This window comes from Mesorhizobium sp. M0029, assembly GCF_040323735.1.
In the GTDB taxonomy this organism is placed as follows: domain Bacteria; phylum Pseudomonadota; class Alphaproteobacteria; order Rhizobiales; family Rhizobiaceae; genus Mesorhizobium.
Map to the genome: position 1 here is coordinate 285,633 of NZ_JAMYVF010000001.1, position 19,548 is coordinate 305,180.

Sequence of the window (19,548 nt, forward strand, 5' to 3'; positions counted from 1 at the left end):
TCTAAGCGGCCTTTTCCTTGGCCTTGCGCGGCAGATGCGCAACGATGTTTTCGATGATGCGCATGCCGGCATTGTGGCCGAGCGTCATGATCGATTCCGGATGGAACTGGACGGCGGCGATCGGCTCCTTGCGGTGTTCGAAGGCCATGATGATGCCATCCTCGGTCTCGGCGGTGACGATGAAATCGTCGGGCAGCCGCACCGGATCGGCGAAGATCGAGTGGTAGCGGCCGACGGTCACTTCCTTGGGCAGGCCGGAGAAGATGATTCCAGGCTTGGAGACGCGGATGCGCGACGGCTTGCCGTGCATCGGCACGTGCAACTGCCTGAGTTCGCCGCCATAGGCCTCCGCCAGCGCCTGCAGGCCAAGGCAGACACCGAAGATCGGCAGGTCGCGGGCGCGGGCGTTCTTGATGGTCGCGGCGCAGTCGAAATCCTTCGGCGTGCCCGGTCCGGGCGACAGCACGACGAGATCGGGCTTCAGCCGTTCGAAGACTTCTTCCGGCACCGGCGAACGCACGGTCGAGACATTGGCACCGGTCTGGCGGAAATAGTTGGCCAGTGTGTGGACAAAGGAGTCCTCGTGGTCGACGAGCAGGATGTTGACGCCGTCGCCGACGCGCGCGGTGGTGCGTTCGGCGCCTGCGGCATTGCCCAATTTGGCGTCGCGAATGGCGGAGAGCATGGCGGATGCCTTCAGTTCGGTTTCGGCTTCTTCTTCCTCGGGGATGCTGTCGAAGAGCAATGTGGCGCCGGCTCGCACCTCGGCAATGCCGTCCTTGATGCGGATGGTGCGGAGCGTCAGGCCGGTGTTCATGTCGCCGTTGAAATTGACCATGCCGATGGCGCCGCCATACCAGGCACGCGGGCTCTTTTCGTTCTGCTCGATGAAGCGCATCGCCCACAGTTTCGGCGCGCCGGTGACGGTGACCGCCCAGGCATGCGACAGGAAGGCGTCGAAGGCATCCATGCCTTCGCGCAGGCGCCCTTCGATGTGATCGACGGTGTGGATCAGGCGCGAATACATTTCGATCTGGCGGCGGCCGATGACGCGCACCGAGCCCGGATCGCAGACCCTGGACTTGTCGTTGCGGTCGACGTCCGAGCACATTGTCAGCTCGGATTCATCCTTCTTGGAGTTGAGCAGCTTCAGGATCTGCTCGCTATCGGAAATGGCGTCGTCGCCGCGCTTGATGGTGCCGGATATCGGGCAGGTCTCGACGCGGCGGCCATTGACGCGCACGAACATTTCGGGCGAGGCGCCGATCAGATACTCGTTTTCGCCGAGATTGATGAAGAAGGAATAGGGCGACGGGTTGATCGACTTCAGCTTGCGCGAGATTTCGGAAGGCTGCGTCTCGCAGCGTTCGTAGAACATCTGCCCGGGCACGACCTCGAACAGGTCGCCGCGCTTGAAACTGTCCATCGCCTTGCGCACCAGATTGGCATATTCGCCCGGCTCATGGTCGCCGCGCGGCGGGATGCGGTCGGCGGTCTTGAACGGTTCGGCAATTTCGTCGCGCGGCAGCCCCTCGGTTGAAAAACCGTCGCCGGAATAGTCGTAGCGGTCGGTCCAGGCCTTGGTCGAATAATGGTCGACGACCAGGATCTCGTCAGGCAGGAAGAGCACGAGATCGCGCTGGCTCTGTTTGCGCTCAAGCTTGTAGTCGACTGGATCGAACTGGAAGGCGAGGTCGTAACCGAAGGCGCCGTAAAGGCCGAGATTGGCGTCTTCATCGGTCTTGAACAGAGCGGTGATGGCGCGCAGCACAGTAAACACAGAGGGGACGCGGCTGCGCTCTTCCTCTGTGAAGACGCGGCCGGGCTTGGCGACATCGAGGCGGATCAGCTTTTTCGAGGTTTCAGCAATCGTCACCTCGGCAACGCCGGCCAGCGTCTTGCCGATCACCGGCAGCAGCACTTCGCCACGGCCATTCAGCGCCTCGATGCGCATGGCGCGGCCACGCGCGGAAATCACCAGCGGCGGATCGATGATGGCCGTATCCCAGCGTGTGTAGCGGCCCGGATATTCGTAATTCGAGGAAAACACCGCACCACGGCGCGAGTTCAAGCCATCGACATAGGCATCGATCGCACCGGCGTAAGGCTTGTCGTGGCGTTCGCGGGTGATGGTGACACCACCTGCGGTCACGAAGCTTTCCGCGCCGTTTTCCAGAGCCTTCATCGTCATTGCCGTCTCCATATGGCTTGTTGGGGCAACGGACCCGGGAATGGCTTTGAAAAAACAAATGGCCGCCCGGACATTCCGTTGCGGCCACCCTCTATTTTCACGCGCACGCGTTCGAACAGGCCGCTGTCAGCGAGCCCACCACCAAATGGTCTTGATCGAGCGCATGTTCATGGGCGAAATCCATAGCGGCGAAAAGCCGGATGCGCAACAGGTTTGAAAGGCCTGTTTGTGGCCGCCGCTTCCGCAGCCCATGGCACATCGCCAAGGCTTGGGGTCCTGCCTAGACTGTTCGTCCAACATCGGAAAGACGGGAAGACAGCAATGACCGAGCAGATCGAGCGCGCACGCAGGTTCCATGCGCTCCACGTCAGGGGCAACCCGATCGTTCTCTACAATACCTGGGATCCGGGCTCGGCCAAGATCGTCGAGAGGGCGGGCGCCAAGGCGATCGCCACCGGCAGCTGGCCGGTCGCGGCTGCTTTTGGTTATGCCGATGGCGAGAAAATCCCGCTGGAGCTGGCGCTGGACAACATCAGGCGCATCGTCGCGGCAGTCGACCTGCCGGTGACCATGGACCTCGAAGGCGGCTACGGCGTCGAGCCGGAGACTGTCGCCCAGACGGTGACACGTGCCCTGCAGGCCGGCGCCATCGGTTTCAATTTCGAGGACCAGATCGTCGGCGGCGCCGGCCTGCACGACATCGCCATACAGGTGAAGCGGATCGAGGCGGCAGCGGCGGCGGTGAAGGCTTCCGGCATTCCCGCCTACATCAACGCCCGTACCGACATTTTCCTCAAGGCCAAGCCGGATGTGCATGACAGCGTGCTGCTCGACCAGGCCATCGAGCGGGCGCACGCTTATGAAAAGGCAGGAGCGAGCGGCTTCTTTGCGCCGGGGCTCGGCGACGAGGCTCTGATCGAGGCGCTGTGCAAGGCCACCGTGCTGCCGGTCAACATCATCGCGCTGGCGCATGTGCCGCCGCGCCAGCGCCTGGCCGAGCTTGGTGTCGCCCGTGTCAGCCACGGCCCGGTGCCGTACCGGCAAATGGCCGAATGGCTGGAGGCCAAGGCGCGGCTGGCGATTTCGGGTTAGCTCAGTCCTCCAGCGTGCCTGACCTCGCGTCGGCGCTCTTCTTGTTGCCGACCAGCTTCAAGAGATCCTCGCCGGCGCGGATGATGCGGCGTGAGCGGCGGGTCAGGATGACGCCGTCCTGCGGCGCCAGCACTTCGGTGCGGCCGCCGGCCTCGCCCGGTGTGTGGACGATGGTGGCGAGGCGCGCGCCCTCGGCGACGCGGTCGCCGGGCTTGACGTCGTAGAGGATGGCGCCGGCCCGGGGCGCCGGCATCATGTCGATGTTCTCCAGCGGCGCGACGAGGCCCTTGAACGCGCCGGGTGCGGGAAGGGCGGTATCGGCGATGACGCCGCGCGCCGCCAGCAGCCGGTAGAGGCCTTCGGCATCGGAACTTGCCAGCGCGCCGTCGACATCCAGCATGCCACGGTATTCTACCGTGGTGGCAACGCGGCGGTCGAGCTTCGCCACGTTGGCGGGGACGTTCTGGTAGGGCATGATCGTGGCGCCCTCGAAGGTGCCGTCGGTGTCCTCGCTCCACAACACCACGGCGTCGATACCCATGGCGGCGGCGCAATCGGCCATCGCCGGCCACAGGCTGGCGTGGACGTAGAGATAGGCAAGGCCCTCGTCGTCGCAATGCAGGTCGAGCACGATGTCGTGGCCGAGCGACAGCTGCACCAGACGGGTCTTCAATCGCTGGTCGGGGGTGCCAAGCGTGGTGTCGGGCAAAAGCTTGGCGTCCGGTGCTGCGAGCAACGGAAAGCCGCGGTTGAAATTGTTGCGGGTGCCGAGATGAAAGCGGCCCTGGTGCTCGCCGAAATGATATTGGGCGCGGCCGATCGGATTGGCCCAGGGCACGACCGTGATGCTGCCCTTGATGCGGCCTTCGGCTTCGGCCTTGTTCAGCGCCGGCATCAGCGCGTCGATGGCGACGACACCAGGCAGTTCACCGGCGTGGAGTGCTGCCTGGAGATAGGCCGAAGGTGCTGCCTTGTCGGCGCCGGCGAAGCGGAACACCGGGAATTCGTAGGAAACGCCTTCGGTATCGCCGGCGATGCGTTCGATCGATTTCTGCATGGGATGCCTCCAGGATAAGAGGCAGAACACATGCACTTTTGCCGAAGGGCTGTCGATTGGTCCAGTTCGCGCCGCCATGGGCGCAATGGAATTATTCGGCGGCGGCCGGAACCGTCGTTATCGGCGCCGATCCTTCGAGCGCCTGCGAGACAACGGCTACGCTGACCGCCAGCAGGGCCAGCACCGCGCCGACCAGCGGCAAATGAGCATAGGAAACGCCGGCCGACAGAGCCACGCCGCCGATCCAGGCGCCGCTGGCATTGCCGATATTGAATGCGCCCTGGTTGAGCGTGGCGGCGAGGTTCGGCCCTTCCGAAGCCGCTTCGACGACGCGGATCTGCAGCGGCGGCACGACGACGAAGATCAGCAGTCCCCACAAGAAGACGATGCCGATGGCGACGCTGGCGATCGCGCCGTACTGCATGAAGCCGACAAACAGAACTGCCATCAAAAGCAGCGTGCCGATGACCGTCGGCATCAATTTCCAGTCGGCCAGCCGGCCGCCGATGATGTTGCCTATGGTCATGCCGGCGCCGAACAGCAGCAGGACCCAGGTGACCGCGGAGGTCGACAGGCCGGAGACATCGGTAAGGTAGGGCTTGATGTAGGTGAAGACGGCAAACAGGCTGGCCGAGGCCAGCGAGGCGATCAGCATGGCGAGCCAGACCTGCAGCTTGCCCAGCACGCGCAGTTCGCTGCGCAGGCCGCCGCCGCTCGGTTCGACGACATTGGATGGCACCAGCCAGGCGATGGCGGCAACAGAGATCAGGCCGATGCCGACGACGGCAAAGAAGGTGGAGCGCCAGCCGAAGGCTTCGCCAAGCGCGGTGCCGGCAGGAACGCCGAGAATGTTGGAGAGCGTCAATCCCGCGAACATCATCGCCATGGCGCTGGCGCGCTTGTTGCGCGGCACCAGGCTGGCGGCAACGACGGAACCAATGCCGAAAAAGGCGCCATGACCAAACGCGGTGAAGACGCGCGCGGCCATCAGAAGCCAGTAATTGGGCGCAATGGCGCAGAGCAGATTGCCGACGACGAACATCGCCGTCAGCGCGACCAGGACCGGCTTGCGCGGCAAATGCGCGGTGGCCATGGCGACGATGGGTGCGCCGAAGACGACGCCCAGCGCATAGCCGGTGACCAGCAGGCCGGCCGAGGGGATCGACACGCCGAGATCGGCCGCAACCTCCGGCAACAGGCCCATGATGACGAATTCGGTAGTGCCGATGCAGAAGGACGCAATGGCAAGCGCAAGGATCGGCAAAGGCATGGAAAATCCAGACTGAATCGGTTCAATTCAGACTGAACGAGAAGCCTTGCCGCGCGCAATGCACATTGCTGCAACGCACCAATGCAGAAAGCGCTGAGCTTGACGCGGGGCTATGTCAGGCGAGCGGCTTCAGCTCCTGGGCGATGGTTGGCAACAGCTCCGAGACGTTGGGGTGGATATGTACGGCGCGCGCCAGCGTATCGACCGACGCCTTGGCGTACATCAGGTCGAGCACGCAGTGCACTGCCTCGTCGCCGCCGGCGCCGAGCACGGAGCAGCCGAGGATTTGCCTGGTGTCGGCATCGACCAGGATCTTCATGAAACCTTGCGTCTCGCCCTTTTCGATGGCGCGGCCGACGCGGGTCATTGGCCGCTGGCCGACCAGCGCCTTGCGCCCGGATTTCTTCACCGCCGCCTCGGTCATGCCGCAGCGGCCGAGCGGCGGATCGATGTAGAGCGCATAGGCCTCGATGCGGTCGCTGACCTTGCGCGGATCGTCGTCGAGCAGATTGGCGGCGACGATCTCATAGTCGTTGTAGGAGGTGTGGGTGAAGGCGCCCTTGCCGTTGCAGTCGCCCATCGCCCAGATGCCGGGCACGCTGGTGCGCAACTGGTCGTCGACGGTGACGAAGCCGCGCAGATCGACCGCGATGCCAGCCTTGTCGAGACCGAGATCGTCGGTGTTGGGGGTGCGGCCGAGTGCCAGAAGCACATGCGAGCCGACTGCCGGCGGCTTGCCGGATGAGAAGGTCACGGCGATGTCCTTGCCCTGTTTGGCAAAGCGGATGTCGTCGGCGCCGACATGGACTTCTATGGCTTCGTTTTGGAAGATCGACAGGATGGCCGCCGACACGTCCTCGTCCTCGCGGCCGGTCAGGCGCGAACTCTTCTCGATGACGGTGACTTCAGAGCCGAAGCGGCGAAACATCTGCGCGAATTCAAGAGAGATGTAGCTGCCGCCGACGACGATGAGATGGCGAGGCAAAACGTCGAGGTCCATCATCGAGGAGTTGGTGAGGTAGTCGACGTCGTTGACGCCGGGCAGGTCGGGCACCGAGGCGCGGCCGCCGGTGTTGAGGAAGATCTTTTCGGCGGTCAGAAGGTCGCCGCCGACACGCACGGTGTTGGCGGATTCGAAGCGGGCATGGCCGCGATAAAGCGTGCAGCCCTTCATGCCGGCGATCCACGTCTCCAGATTGCTGCGGGAGTCGTTTGTGACCTTGTCCTTGCGCGCCTTGATCCTCTTGTAGTCCACGCCGACAGGGCCTGAGAACGTCACGCCGTAGTCCGCGGCACGCCGCGCCAGATGCGCGGCATAGGCGCTGGCGACCATGGTCTTGGTCGGCATGCAGCCGGTGTTGACGCAGGTGCCGCCGACCAGCTTGCGCTCGATCAACGCAACGCTCATGCCGGCTGACGTCAGCCGGCCGGCGAGAGGAGGGCCGGCCTGTCCGGCGCCGATGATGATGGCGTCGTATGTCTTGGCGTCTGAGGCTTGGGCAGTCATACCACCGCCGCCACGATCAGCAGGCCGCCGATGATCGCCACCGCGTCCTCGATGAGGGCGGCAGGCAAATCCCTGCCGAAGGCGGCGGCCAACCGGCCGCGCGCTTCGGCGCCGCCATAGGTGCCGATGACGGCGCCGATGGCGCCGGCAATCAGGCCGCCAATGGTGGAACCGGCGGTGGCGCCGATCACCGCGCCGCTGAAGGCGCCAAGCAGGATGCGGGCGCCGAATTGCTGCGGCACCTTGCGGCTCGGCGTCGAGGGCAGCTGGTCGGTGACCAGTTCGACGATGGCGAGGATGGTGAAGATACCGACGGCGGCCCAATGGCCCATGAAACTTGCCCAGGTGCCGGCCACCGGCAGCCAGCCGAGATACGCGCCCCAGGCGATCGCGGCCGGCGCGGTCATGGCGCGAAGACCGGCAATGACGCCGATCAGAAGTGCAAGCAAATAGAGCATGTAGATCCCCTCGAAAGCAGGCCCGGGACTGGCCCACGAGGGCAAGCTAGCATAGGTCCTGCGTTTGACGAGAGTAGGCGATGGTGCTTCTTCCATCAGTGAGCATTGTACTTTGGTAAACAGTCGAACACGACGAAGGGACGGAGTCGCTGTGATGGCCGGAAGCGAACGCACAAGGATGATTGCAGGCGAATGGTACACCTGCATCGACGACGAACTGGAGGCGCTCCGCGTGATCGCGCGAGATGCGGTGTTCGAGCACAATGCGCTGCCGCCCCAGCAACGCGGCAATATCGGCCCGACGCTGTTGGCGCTGCTCGGCAGCGCGGGCGAGGGCGGCCGCATCGAGGCGCCGTTCCACTGCGCCTACGGTTTCAACATCCATCTCGGCGACGGCGCCTTCCTCAATGCCGGCTGCACCATCCTCGACACCGCGCCGGTGCGTATCGGCAGGCGGACGCTTCTCGGCCCCAATGTGCAGATCTACTGCGCCGAGCACCACAAGGAGGCCGCGGGCCGTCAGGCGGGACTGGAGATTGCCCGGCCGGTCACCATTGGCAATGACGCCTGGATCGGCGGCAGCGCCATCATCCTCGGCGGCATCAGCATCGGCGATGATCGCCATAGTCGGCGCCGGCGCGGTGGTGACGCGCGACGTGCCTGACAACACCACAGTGGTCGGCAATCCGGCGCGGGCGGTCAAGCGGGGCTGAACTCGTCGTGGGCGGTCAGTATGAAGCCGTGCGTGCCATGCGCTCGTCCGGACCGGCTCGCCGCGAGAATTCACGCCGGTATTGGGCCGGTGACGTCTTGAGCCGTGCGGCGAAATGCTGGCGCAGCGAGGTGGCGCTGCCGAAGCCGGCTTCGAAGGCCACCATGTCCATCGATTTTTCCGTCGCCTCCAGCAGCTGTTGCGCCAGTTCGATGCGTTGGCCGGCCAACCATTCGCCAAAGCTGGTGCCGATCGATTTCTGGAAACGGCGGGTGAAAGTGCGCCGGGTCAGGCCCGCGGCCTCCGCGACGCGGTCGAGGTTGTGCGTTTGTCCGAGCGTTGCCCGCACCGTGTCGAGCGCCAGGGTGAAGCGGTCGGTGGCCGGGGTTTTCGCCAGCGGGCGCTCGATGAACTGCGCTTGCCCACCCTGCCGGTGCGGCGACAGCACGATGTGCCTTGCCAGCCGCAGCGCTACCTCTGCGCCATAGCGCGCGCGCACAATGTGCAGGCAGCAGTCGAGCCCGGCGGCGACGCCGGCCGAGGTGACGATGTCGCCGTCGTCGACATAGAGCACGTCGGCGTCGACTTCGATGTCCGGGTACAATGCCTGCAACCGGTCGGTGGAGGCCCAGTGTGTCGTCGCCCGCCGGCCCGCAAGCAGCCCGGCGGCGGCAATGGCGAAGGTGCCGAGACAGAGGCCGACGATCACCGCACCGCGCCGGTGCGCGTGGGTGAGCGCTGCCAGGAGCGGCGGCGGAAGTGGGGCCTCGAGATCCTTCCAGCTCGGAATGATGACAATGTCGGCATCGTCGAATGCGGAAAGGCCATACGGCACCGCGATGGTCAGCCCGGCATCGGTGTGGATCGCTCCATCGTCGAGCGCGCAGACGCGAAAGTCGAAACGCGGCAGGCCAAGCTTGGTGCGGTCGGTGCCGAACACCACGCACGGCACGGAGAGGTGGAACGGGCTGATGCCGTCAAAGGCGAGAACGGCAATGATCGGGTCGACCATGCGTGTTTCCAGCAAGCGAAAAGCGGATTGTCCCAATTCTTTCGAATGATGTCAATCGGGCCACTTTTGGCAGTCGGGGGATTCGCCTATTTTCGACCTGTCCCATTCAAGCCCGAAGGAGAACACCATGTCCGCCAATATCACGCCGCGCCGCGCACTCATCGTCATTGATGTCCAGAATGATTATGATGGCGGCAACCTCGCCATCCAGTGTCCGCCGTTCCGCGACAGCGTCGTCAATGTCGCGCGCGCTATGGATGCCGCCGCTGCGGCCGGCGTGAAGGTGGTGGTCGTCAAGCAGATGGCGCCCGAGACCTCGCCAGTCTTCGCCAAGGGCAGCCATGGCGGCGAACTGCATCCCGAGATCGCCCGGCGAAGCCGCGACCACTATGTCGAGAAGTCACTGCCTAGCGCCTTTGCCGGCACCGACCTCGAGGCGTGGCTGCGCGCCAATACTATCGATACGATAACGGTGATCGGCTACATGACGCATAATTGCGACCTGTCGACCATCATCCACGCCGCGCATGTCGGCTTTGCGGTCGAGTTCCTGTCCGACGCCACCGGTTCGCTGCCTTACGCCAACAGCGCCGGCTACGCCTCGGCCGAGGAGATCCACCGCGTGGTGTCCATCATCCTGCAGTCGCGCTTTGCGGCCGTGCTCAAGACCGCCGAATGGATCGATTGCCTGAAGACCGGTGCTTTGCCCGAACGCGACACGCCCTATGCGTCAAACCAGCGCGCGCTGGCGCGCAACGCTGCATAGGCAAATCTGTCCCCGAAAAGCAAAAGGGCGGCCAGTGGCCGCCCTTCTTGGATCTTGCAACGATCTCGAAATTTTCAAAACAGGCCTTCGATCTGGCCGGCCTCGTTGAGGAAGATTTTTTCCGAGGACGGCGCCTTGGGCAGGCCGGGCATGGTCATGACCTCGCCGCAGATGACGACGACGAAGCCGGCGCCCGCCGAAAGCCTGACCTCGCGCACCGGCACGGTGTGCCCGGTCGGCGCGCCGCGCAGGTTCGGGTCGGTCGAGAAGGAATATTGGGTCTTGGCCATGCAGACCGGCAGGTGCCCGTAGCCGGCCTGCTCCCAGGCATGCAGCTGGTCGCGCACCGACTTGTCGGCGATCGCCTCGTCGCCGCGATAGATGCGCTGGACGATGGTGTTGATCTTCTCGAACAGCGGCATTGCGTCGGGATAGAGCGGCGCGAACTGCGAGGCGCCGGATTCGGCGATCTCGACGACCTTGCGCGCCAACTCCTCAATGCCGGCAGAGCCATTGGCCCAATGCTTGCACAGGATCGCCTCGGCGCCGAGCGAGGCGACGAAATCCTTCATCGCCTGGATTTCCACCTCGGTATCGGTGGTGAAATGATTGATCGCCACGATCGCAGGCACGCCGAACTGTTTCACATTCTCGATGTGGCGGCCCAGATTGAGGCAGCCCTTCTTGACTGCCTCGATGTTTTCCTTGCCGAGGTCTTCCTTCTTGACGCCGCCATTCATCTTCATGGCGCGCACGGTGGCGACGATGACGGCAGCCGCCGGCTTCAAACCCGCCTTGCGGCACTTGATGTCGAAGAATTTTTCGGCTCCGAGGTCGGCGCCGAAGCCGGCTTCGGTGACGACGTAGTCGGCGAGCTTCAGCGCCGTGGTGGTGGCGACCACCGAGTTGCAGCCATGCGCGATGTTGGCGAACGGGCCGCCATGCACGAAGGCAGGGTTGTTCTCCAGCGTCTGCACCAGGTTTGGCTGCATGGCGTCCTTCAGCAGCACCGCCATGGCGCCGTCGGCCTTGAGGTCGCGGGCATAGACCGGCGTCTTGTCGCGGCGGTAGGCGACGATGATGTCGCCGAGGCGCTTTTCCAGATCCTTGAGGTCGGTGGACAGGCACAGGATAGCCATCACTTCAGAGGCGACGGTGATGTCGAAGCCTGCCTCGCGCGGATAACCGTTGGCGACGCCGCCGAGCGAGCAGATGATTTCGCGCAGCGCCCGGTCGTTCATGTCCATGACGCGGCGCCAGGCGACGCGGCGGGTGTCGATGCCGAGCTCATTGCCCCAGTAGATGTGGTTGTCGATCAGCGCCGACAGAAGATTGTGCGCCGTGGTGATGGCGTGGAAGTCGCCGGTGAAGTGGAGGTTCATGTCCTCCATCGGCACGACCTGCGCGTAGCCGCCGCCGGCGGCACCGCCCTTGACCCCGAAATTCGGGCCGAGCGAAGCCTCGCGGATGCAGACGATCGCCTTCTTGCCGATGCGGTTGAGGCCATCACCGAGGCCGACGGTGGTGGTCGTCTTGCCTTCGCCGGCCGGCGTCGGGTTGATGGCGGTGACGAGGATCAGCTTGCCGTCCTTGTTGCCCTTCACCGATTTGATGAATTCGGCCGAAATCTTCGCCTTGTCGTGGCCGTAGGGCAAAAGGTGCTCGGTCGGGATGCCGATCTTCTGGCCGATCTCCTGGATCTGCTTTTTCTTGGCGCCGCGCGCGATCTCGATATCGGACTTCACTTCGGCCATGACGGCTTTCCTTCGGATTGGACGGTGGAGGGGACGGGTTTGATCTCACTCGCAGGCATGTTGAACCCGGGCGCGGGCATGTTCTAACCCTGTCGCTCCCGCGGCGTCAACTTGCATGCAACTATGTTTCCTATGAAGAAAGTGTCTCTGCGGCCGGCCGACCTGTCGCCGGTTCTTCCTGGCTCCGTTGCCGCGCCGTATAGAAGCCAGAGGACGCGACGTTCCGCCGTCTCAAAACAGCCGCCCAATGCACGGAATGCGACAGAGGCGACGGCGCACGCCGTTGGCGTGCTAGTGTGTTTATACGGGTCTATTTAGAGGGGAGGGCGTCGTGTATTTTAGGACAATTCTCACTGTTGTTGCGGCTGTCTTGGTTTACCTTCTCGTCGTGCCCGATGTCTCGCTAGCGGCGACTGAGAAGAAAAAATTGGAACGCAACCAAGCTTATTCAGAAAATATCGCAATCATTTTCCTGCCGGGTATCTTCGGATCAAAACTGACCTGCACCGCAGCCGGAGAATATAAAGATACGGTGATCTGGGGTGACGGTCACTATGGCGGAGACGGCCTGTCTATTGAAGACTGCCCCACTGCAAAGCCGGAACTTCTCGAGCGTGCCGAAATCAATGATATGAGCGGAGTCTGGAAAAGGCTTTTCGGACGGGTCGCTGGCAGTATCTCGGATCTCAATGTGTATTCCGATTTCAAAGAAAATCTCAGCTTTTCAACTGACGCAGCAGTTCTCTCTTTTCCTTACGATTGGCGCCTCTCGAATGCATCTAGCGCGAATGATTTCGATAACTTTATTTGCGGCGAATTTTACAAGAAGAAATATAGCAAATACATTTTTATTGCCCATAGCATGGGCGGCATAGTTCTAGATACCTGGATAAAAACATCGTTTTCGAAGAACAAGTTATGCAATGATGGCAGCAAAATGCCAATCGATGCCAATCAGGTCAGCTATTTTATCTTCGGTGGCACACCGTTCCTGGGTGCGCCAGAGGTTGTTACCTCCATGTTCTCTGGCGACAATAGCATGACCAGAGACCGGTATTTTCGCATGCTGTTCGGCGACGCTCTGATAGAGGATGCTATTACATTCGACAGTGTTTATGAGTTGATACCGTTCACCAATATTATGAAATCGGACTGCAAGGCGTACCAGACGGACAAAATCATAGAGAAGGTCAGTGTCACCGGTGATCGATCGATCATGAATTTGAGTTTGGTGAACACTTGGAAAGAGATGGCTATCCCGCGCCGATTTCCGGAGAAATTGAAAGCAACCGAGTATGAATACATTGCAAAAAAAATAGAATCTGCTTCTAGCGTCGTTTGCGGTCGCCTCTCAGAAGATGTCGGTGAGGCCATCCGGGCTAAGTATCGCTATGTCGTTGGAAAGCTTCGCAAAGACAACGCATTCGAGAACACCACGGCAGTTTCCGGGTCGGCCACTCTGAATCAATCAAAAGTCGAGTTTGAAACGACCCTTGGCCAGGGTGACGGCACAGTCCCGGAATGGTCAGCGATGAATGGTATCGGTACATCGGAGATGAACCAACCCTCGGAAAAAACGCACGATCATATCTATGACGATATCTCAATTATGAGTTACTTACAGAATTCGGTGTCTTCTGCTGCAAACGTTCTTGGTTTGATCCATGAGATTGGTAGTACTCAAATGGATAAAGTAAAATTTGATAAATACCTAGATGAATCATCAAAGTACGCGGCATTTATCGACAACGACAGCTATGATGAATTGGCAAAGTCACTATCCGCTGCTGCTCAGCGTTCCGGTATCGATGCGACCGATATCTATCGTTACTCGCGTGCGAATTCTTTGTCTGATGCACAACGCGCGCTTGGCTTCTCTGTTGCGGCATATTCGGTAGGGCTCAATGACAAGTCGAAGGCTTTTTCCTGGATCAACAGTGCAGAACTGAACTTCAAGATGAACAATCCAGGTCGTTCATGGTTTCTGTCACAGAAGGGTCTTTCCGACCCGGCATCCCAGACGCTCACTGATGACCAACTGCAAGCTCGGCTCAATTCCATCTTAGGAAAATCGCGTCTTTATCTGGGAGACTACGGCGGATTTGACGATCTTGATAACGCTGCCAACGCCGGCTGGGCGAAGGCTGGCGAGCACAGGGCGGCGATCGCCAAACGCGTGGGTGTCGATCTATACCTCGACGCAGGGAGCATGCGGACTATGGCTCCGCGTACGTAGCTGATCTACTGAGTCAGGACGTTGCTGATCTCGACCATGTTGGAGCGCACGCGAAGCACGTAGAAACCCATCGTCGTCAGGTGCGTCGGCATGATCCAGCCATCCTCGCGGCCATTGGCGATGATGAAGGGCTGGATGCGCAGCGCCGAGACGAATTGCGCATCCATCGTGTCCCACAGATTGCCGAGATGCTTTTCCTTGATGACGTCCTCGAAGTCGGCCTGGGCGCCTTTCATCAGGCCGTAATAGGCATAGAGCTGGCCATAGGCGAACCAGAAGCGGTCATCGGCGCGGAAGTCGAACCAGCCATTGTTGTGGTTTTCGGCGCGCTCCTTGAGGATCGCGGAGGTGGAACCGATGTCGGAGGAGATGCGGTCGATATACTGCTTCAGATTGTCGGCGCGGGCATCGAACGTCGCCTGGCAGCTGCCGAGGCGGGCGTTGAAGGAGCGCAGCTTGGTGACGGCATCGCGATAATAGCTCGGCGTCGGCGTCTTGGGGCCGAACGGGTTGATGCCGAAATACCAGGTCTCCTCGTCGAACTGCAGATTGCCGCGCGCATCCTGCAGGTCGCCGTCGATCTGCGATGTGGTGCGAACACGCCCGAGATTGTCGGCAAGCTCGGTGGCGGTGCGCCGCACCGCCTGGTTGATGCCGCGCTGGAACGAGGCCTTGTTGTCCATGAACGGCGTGTTGTCCCAGTCGATGCCGAACAGGCCGAGTTTGTAGAGGATCATCGACGAGATCCAGGCATTCTGGTTGACGTTGAAGTCCGTCAGGTCGGCCGCCACCTGGGCGATGCCCGAATTGCCGCAGGTCTTGGCGGTGTCGGTGCCGGCGCCGGCGGCGACCTGTTCGCCGGCGGAAATGTTGCGGTTCTCGAAGGTGTATTTGTCGACGTAGTTGGGATCGAACTTGTTCCACCACTGGGTGGCGTAGAAGAAATTGGCGTAGAGGCCGATCAACACCAGAAGCGCGAGGCCGACCACAGCCTTCAGGATCCAGCCGCGCTGCGTATACCAGCGCCCAGCCCAGAGGAACGGCCACAGGATCGCGCCGATGACGAGGCCGATGCCGCGGCCTATCCATTGGAAGATGCGGGTGAAGAAATTCACGATCGGATCAAGCATGGCTCTCGTTCACCCCTCAGTCAGTCAGGCCGTAAAGGCGCGTGCGAAACGCCACTTTGTCTTTCAAATATGTGGTTTTCAGAACGTCCACAACATGCGACCGCCAGGCGTCGCTGTAGCCGTCATAGTCCTTGTAGAAGCCCGGCTTGTTGAAGACGTAACGCGAGACGAAGTCCTGCGGCACGAAATCCGAGATCAGCTGGTTGGTCAGCCAGGCGTCGGGATGGTCGGGCTTGCCACGCACAACCAGGAAGCGCCGTTGCGGAAACACATCCTCGATCTTGAGATGGCCGAGCTGGGCGATCTCACGCTTGGCGGCGTTGAGAAAGGGGAAATTGCCGTCCTTGGTGATCAGATCGGCATGGCCATGGATCCAGGTCTGCAGCCAGACCTTGTCGACCTCGGTCAAATTGCGGTTCGGCTCTGTGTCGCGGATGATAGAGCGCACCACCATCTCGGCGCGATGCTCGAGATAGCCCGAGCTTTCGACCCATGACGCGCGGGGCAGTTCGATGCGGCCGGTGCTGGCCAGGAACTTGAACACCTTGTCGGCATCGTTGATCGAGAGATAGCTGACCTGCCAGGGCCGCGAACGGCGAAAGCCGGGGGCGGCCGGGTCGCCGATGACGGTGGTCATATCAGGATCGACGAAGACGTAGACGCCGCCGAAATGGCTGGTCCAGTAGGCGTTGTGGCGGAAGATCACCTGGTCGGGCACCAGCGCATTCTCACGGATATCGCCGCAGACCTTCGCCAGCTCCACCATACGGCTCAGCATGGTGTTGTCGCGCCAGGCATCGGGCTCCTGCTTCAGCCGGTCGACCAGCTTGCCGAGTTCGGCGGCCTTGCCCAGCACGTCCTCGGCCGAAAGCACCCTGAACTCGACCTGGCTGATCGACAGCAGATCCTCGATGTCGTTGACCAGGGGAACGGAATCCTCGATCTCGCCGTAGATGACATCCTTGATGGTCAGCGCATCGATGGCGCGCTGGTTCTTGGACATGAACTCGAACATAAGCTGCGAGGTGTTGGAAAAGGCGGTGTGCACCACCGGCAGATCGATCTGCGACGGCGTCAGGATGATGAAGCGGCGGTTGACCTCGTTGGGATCGAGATAGCCGTAGTCGCCGCATTCCTCGGCCACTTCGGGCGAGAAGCCGGTGCGGTCGATCTGGAAGCTCTTCAGCTTGGTCGGTTTGAGGCCGAAGGCGACAAGCGCCTTGTTGTAACGCTGGATGAGGTGCGACTCGTCGACCGTCAGCAGACGGCCGTAAATCAGCTCATTGTCGCGCAGGAGGTCGGGTTTTTTGGCGTGGCTCATGCAGAACGTTCCGAGCGGCGTTGCCTGTTGTGGCGAAGCGCCAACGCTGACGCCTCCCTCTCCTCGTTCTTCACGGGGAGAGGGTAAGGGTGAGGGGCAGCGCTAGCATTCAAGGACATGTCTCCCCATGGCCTTTGGCGGCAGTAAATCGAAGATCATTGGTCCGGATGTGCCGATCGAGGCGCTGTTCGATAGCTGCCAGTATGGTCGTAGCGATCTCTGGTCCACGCATGCGCCGCCCCTCACCCTTGCCCTCGCCCCGTGAAGGACGGGGAGAGGGGGGCGTCAGCGTTGGCGCCAAGCCTTTCAGCACCCGCGGGCAGCGAAGGAAGCTCACGCATTCCACAGCCCCTTCTTCTTCATCTCCTCCATCTCGCGCCCCGCCCGTTCGCGCAGGCGTGCGTCGCGCAGCAGCTTCTCCACCGCGGCGTCGTCGGATTTGTCGGAATAGCGGAACTCCGAGTCGGCGTAGCGGTTGATCTCCTGCATGACCATGTCCATCGAGAACGGCCCACGCAGTTCCTCGATCATGGCTTTCTTCTCGTCGTAGCCCTTGTGCATGAAGGCTTCCGGCTTCTCGAACCAGTCGTCGGGCAGCTCGATGTCCATGGCGCGCATCTTGATGGCGTCGGTGACGTTCTTGATGGCTCGGCCGGTGAAGCGCGGCTCGGCATCCTTGATCAGGTGCAGATAGGTGCCGATGTCGGCCATCGATTTCGGCGCGCCATTCTCCTTCATGTAGCGCTCATAGACCTTCATCAGCCCGTCTTCCTGAGGCTTCTCGTGCTCCTCATAGGCTTCGGTCACCGCGCGCTGGATCTCCTGCGCGGCGTAGAGCTTGTGGTCGCCGAGTGGGATCTTGTGGTTCTTGCCGGCAAGCAGCACGAAGATGTCGATATAGTCGTCGCGGCTCTGCGGGCCGTCGACCAGCCAGCGGGCGCTGGCGCGCTGGCGCAGCGCATCGTCGACATTTTCGGGATAGTTGGAAAACATGCCGAACGAGCAATTGCCGCGCACCACCGTGCCGGTGCCGGCAAAGGCGTCCATCAAGACGCCGGTGATTTCCTGTTGGCCGGCCGAGGCGCGGTCGTCGGAGCGGCGGGCCGCCACCTGGTCGATGTCGTCGACGGTGCCGAAACCGATGACGCGTGGGTTCAAGACATTGTTGATGAACTGGCGGCAATTCTGGCCGGATTTGCCCTGGTAGGACGAGATCTGGTCGACGCCGAAATTCTCATAGGCGAAGGGATAGCCGGCAACCTGGCAATAATTGTTGACGAGGCCGGCGATCATCTGGATCAGCGTCGTCTTGCCTGTGCCCGGCGCGCCATCGCCGATGAAGGTGAAGAGGAAGCCGCCGAGCTCGACGAACGGGTTCAGCTCGCGCTCGAAATCATAGGCCATCAGCATCTTGGCGAGCTTGACCGACTGGTATTTGGCGATGTGGTTGCCGACGACCTCTTCGGGCTTCTTGAAGGTCATCACCAGCGGTTTCGAACGCTTGCCGGGCGCGACGTCGAAGCCGTCGAGGGTGAAATCGTCGGCGTCGATGCGGATATGGGCGTTCTCGAACGGACCGATGCCGTCGAAGCGGCCTTTGCGGGCCAGCAGCCCATCAATGGCGACCCGTGCAAAAGCTCGCGCGCGCGTCGTCAGGTCGCCATCGTCCTTGGAGCCTGCAATCGCCTTGTCCAACCCGGCGACGATCGACTTCACCGCGTCCTGCGGCGTGTCGAACAGGAAGTCCGGTTCGGGGATATCGTTGGGCGCCTCGCCGTCGCTGTCGATCAGCTGGAACAGGTAAGAGGCGAGGCTGAAGGCTGAAACGTAAGCCGAGGCTGACAGAAGCTTCTTGAAGGTCGCCGCCTCATCGCCCTCAAGAGGCGCGCGGGTGTTCTTGGCCTGGAGGCTTTCGAGGTCGGAGCCCTCGGCGAAGACGTCGGAGATGGCGAGCGCAATCGCCAGGCCGCGGCGGGCGCGGAACAACAGCGTGTGCTGCGGGATGCTCATCAGCTGGTCGTCGGGATGGATTGCGGCGACGGTCTTGACCAGCTCGACCTCGCGTGTGCGCCGCACCGAGCCGACCGAGACGGTGGAGACGAAGCGGCGGTTGGTGCCGGCCAGCGCTGTGCCGGATTCGCGCGAGGGGTCTTCCAATACGACGACGCGGGTGATGAAGCTTTGCGCGGTTGCGCGGTGCTTTTCGATAGCCGCTTCCGGGATGGTGGTCAGGCCCGTGTCCATGGTCAGCTCCTCATAGGAATACTTTTGCTGGCCGACGAATCGCGCGCCTGGCGAGCGGCGTCGAGATACATATCCAACGTCTGGTCCAGCCTGTCGAAAAGCAACTTGTCAAAGGCGGCATGGCCGCCGCCGCGTTGATCGATCTCAAGGGCGGCAATGTAGGCCGGACGATCCTCGGGACGAATCGCTACCGGCGGATAGCCGGCCCGCGCCAGAATGAGGTTCATCAACAGACGTGCCGTACGACCATTCCCGTCGTTGAAAGGATGAATGCCGACGAACCGTCTATGCGCTTCGAAGGCGGTCTTCGGCGTGTTGCGTGCCACGCCCAGCCAATGGGAAAAAGCTTCCATGAGGGCCGGGACTTCCGTCGGCGTCGGAAAATTGTGAACACCGGCATCGGTATTCACATAGCGGGCGGTATCGGCATAGCTGCCTGCAATCTCGGGCCTGGAATTCGCGACAACCAGGTGGTGGAGGTTACGGATATCGGCCTCGATTATCGGCATGTCGCGTTGCGAGGCGATTTCCAGCACCCAATTCAGTGCTCGCGCATGATCGACTGCCTCCAGATGGTCCTTAAGGGGCTTGCCGCTGATTGTGATGCCCTTCTCGAGCACCAGGGCTGTTTCGCCGGCAGTCAGCGTGTTGCCTTCGATCGCATTGGACGTGTAGGTGATGTCGATGCGCTGGCTGTGCTCCAGACCTTCCAGCGCGCCGGCCCGGACAGTCTTCCTCAGAGCATCAAGCTGTTTCTTCTTTGCGAAGACCGCTGGCATCATCGGCCACGCCTCGGCT

At 61.9% G+C, this 19,548-nt stretch carries 15 protein-coding genes and 1 pseudogene; 5 read left to right on the forward strand and 11 right to left on the reverse strand.

The genetic code is table 11. The features are described 5' to 3' along the window. Window position 1: 1 nt before the first annotated feature. Window positions 2–2,191 carry an anthranilate synthase gene (locus tag NKJ76_RS01375; protein WP_023669977.1) on the reverse strand — a complete coding sequence of 730 codons (2,190 nt, stop codon included), beginning with the start codon at window positions 2,189–2,191 and terminating at the stop codon, window positions 2–4. 321 nt (window positions 2,192–2,512) lie between these two features. Here NKJ76_RS01375 and NKJ76_RS01380 point away from each other — a divergent pair, with 321 nt between their 5' ends. Continuing rightward, on the forward strand, window positions 2,513–3,283 hold the full coding sequence (locus NKJ76_RS01380) for an isocitrate lyase/PEP mutase family protein (protein WP_352536608.1): 771 nt from the start codon (window positions 2,513–2,515) through the stop codon (window positions 3,281–3,283). Window position 3,284: 1 nt separating this feature from the next. Here the strand turns inward: NKJ76_RS01380 and NKJ76_RS01385 are convergent, their stop codons facing one another. The 4 genes from NKJ76_RS01385 to NKJ76_RS01400 form a co-directional block, all read right to left on the reverse strand. Continuing rightward, window positions 3,285–4,340 carry a succinylglutamate desuccinylase/aspartoacylase family protein gene (locus tag NKJ76_RS01385; RefSeq protein WP_023804790.1) on the reverse strand — a complete coding sequence of 352 codons (1,056 nt, stop codon included), beginning with the start codon at window positions 4,338–4,340 and terminating at the stop codon, window positions 3,285–3,287. Between the two features lie 91 nt (window positions 4,341–4,431). Then, window positions 4,432–5,610 carry an MFS transporter gene (locus NKJ76_RS01390; protein WP_352536609.1) on the reverse strand — a complete coding sequence of 393 codons (1,179 nt, stop codon included), beginning with the start codon at window positions 5,608–5,610 and terminating at the stop codon, window positions 4,432–4,434. Between the two features lie 115 nt (window positions 5,611–5,725). Continuing rightward, window positions 5,726–7,117: an FAD-containing oxidoreductase gene (locus tag NKJ76_RS01395; protein ID WP_352536610.1), complete on the reverse strand. Its 1,392-nt coding sequence runs from the start codon at window positions 7,115–7,117 to the stop codon at window positions 5,726–5,728. Next, complete coding sequence (locus tag NKJ76_RS01400; protein ID WP_352536611.1) at window positions 7,114–7,575, reverse strand: DUF4126 domain-containing protein; 462 nt, start codon at window positions 7,573–7,575, stop codon at window positions 7,114–7,116. Before NKJ76_RS01400 ends, NKJ76_RS01395 begins: the two co-directional genes overlap by 4 nt. 154 nt (window positions 7,576–7,729) lie before the next feature. Between NKJ76_RS01400 and NKJ76_RS01405 the strand changes: the two are divergent. After that, a pseudogene (locus NKJ76_RS01405) lies at window positions 7,730–8,288 on the forward strand (sugar O-acetyltransferase). A 15-nt stretch (window positions 8,289–8,303) separates the two neighbouring features. On the opposite strand, the gene NKJ76_RS01410 reads toward NKJ76_RS01405, so the two are convergent. Next, window positions 8,304–9,299, reverse strand: a complete 996-nt coding sequence (locus NKJ76_RS01410) for a GlxA family transcriptional regulator (protein ID WP_352536612.1) — start codon at window positions 9,297–9,299, stop codon at window positions 8,304–8,306. A gap of 127 nt (window positions 9,300–9,426) precedes the next feature. On the opposite strand from NKJ76_RS01410, the gene NKJ76_RS01415 reads away from it, so the two are divergent. Further along, a complete protein-coding gene (locus NKJ76_RS01415) occupies window positions 9,427–10,065 on the forward strand; it encodes a cysteine hydrolase family protein (RefSeq protein ID WP_023751265.1) in 639 nt (212 codons plus the stop codon). 74 nt (window positions 10,066–10,139) lie between these two features. Here the strand turns inward: NKJ76_RS01415 and NKJ76_RS01420 are convergent, their stop codons facing one another. After that, window positions 10,140–11,819 carry a formate--tetrahydrofolate ligase gene (locus NKJ76_RS01420; protein WP_352536613.1) on the reverse strand — a complete coding sequence of 560 codons (1,680 nt, stop codon included), beginning with the start codon at window positions 11,817–11,819 and terminating at the stop codon, window positions 10,140–10,142. Between the two features lie 331 nt (window positions 11,820–12,150). Between NKJ76_RS01420 and NKJ76_RS01425 the strand changes: the two genes are divergently transcribed. Beyond that, complete coding sequence (locus NKJ76_RS01425; protein ID WP_352536614.1) at window positions 12,151–14,055, forward strand: lipase/acyltransferase domain-containing protein; 1,905 nt, start codon at window positions 12,151–12,153, stop codon at window positions 14,053–14,055. Window positions 14,056–14,060: 5 nt separating this feature from the next. On the opposite strand, the gene NKJ76_RS01430 is transcribed toward NKJ76_RS01425, so the two are convergent. Next, the gene (locus NKJ76_RS01430; RefSeq protein ID WP_352459834.1) at window positions 14,061–15,185 is read right to left on the reverse strand and encodes a DUF2333 family protein; all 1,125 of its coding nucleotides are present in this window, start codon (window positions 15,183–15,185) and stop codon (window positions 14,061–14,063) included. Window positions 15,186–15,201: 16 nt separating this feature from the next. Further along, complete coding sequence (locus NKJ76_RS01435) at window positions 15,202–16,506, reverse strand: DUF6638 family protein (RefSeq protein WP_352536615.1); 1,305 nt, start codon at window positions 16,504–16,506, stop codon at window positions 15,202–15,204. A 127-nt stretch (window positions 16,507–16,633) separates the two neighbouring features. Between NKJ76_RS01435 and NKJ76_RS01440 the strand changes: the two genes are divergently transcribed. Continuing rightward, window positions 16,634–16,771: a hypothetical protein gene (locus NKJ76_RS01440; protein WP_352536616.1), complete on the forward strand. Its 138-nt coding sequence runs from the start codon at window positions 16,634–16,636 to the stop codon at window positions 16,769–16,771. 68 nt (window positions 16,772–16,839) lie between these two features. On the opposite strand, the gene NKJ76_RS01445 is transcribed toward NKJ76_RS01440, so the two are convergent. Continuing rightward, on the reverse strand, window positions 16,840–18,750 hold the full coding sequence (locus NKJ76_RS01445; protein WP_352536617.1) for an ATP-binding protein: 1,911 nt from the start codon (window positions 18,748–18,750) through the stop codon (window positions 16,840–16,842). 2 nt (window positions 18,751–18,752) lie between these two features. Beyond that, window positions 18,753–19,532 (reverse strand): Fic family protein, encoded by a 780-nt coding sequence (locus tag NKJ76_RS01450; RefSeq protein WP_352459836.1) that lies wholly within the window; start codon window positions 19,530–19,532, stop codon window positions 18,753–18,755. Between the last annotated feature and the right edge of the window lie 16 nt (window positions 19,533–19,548).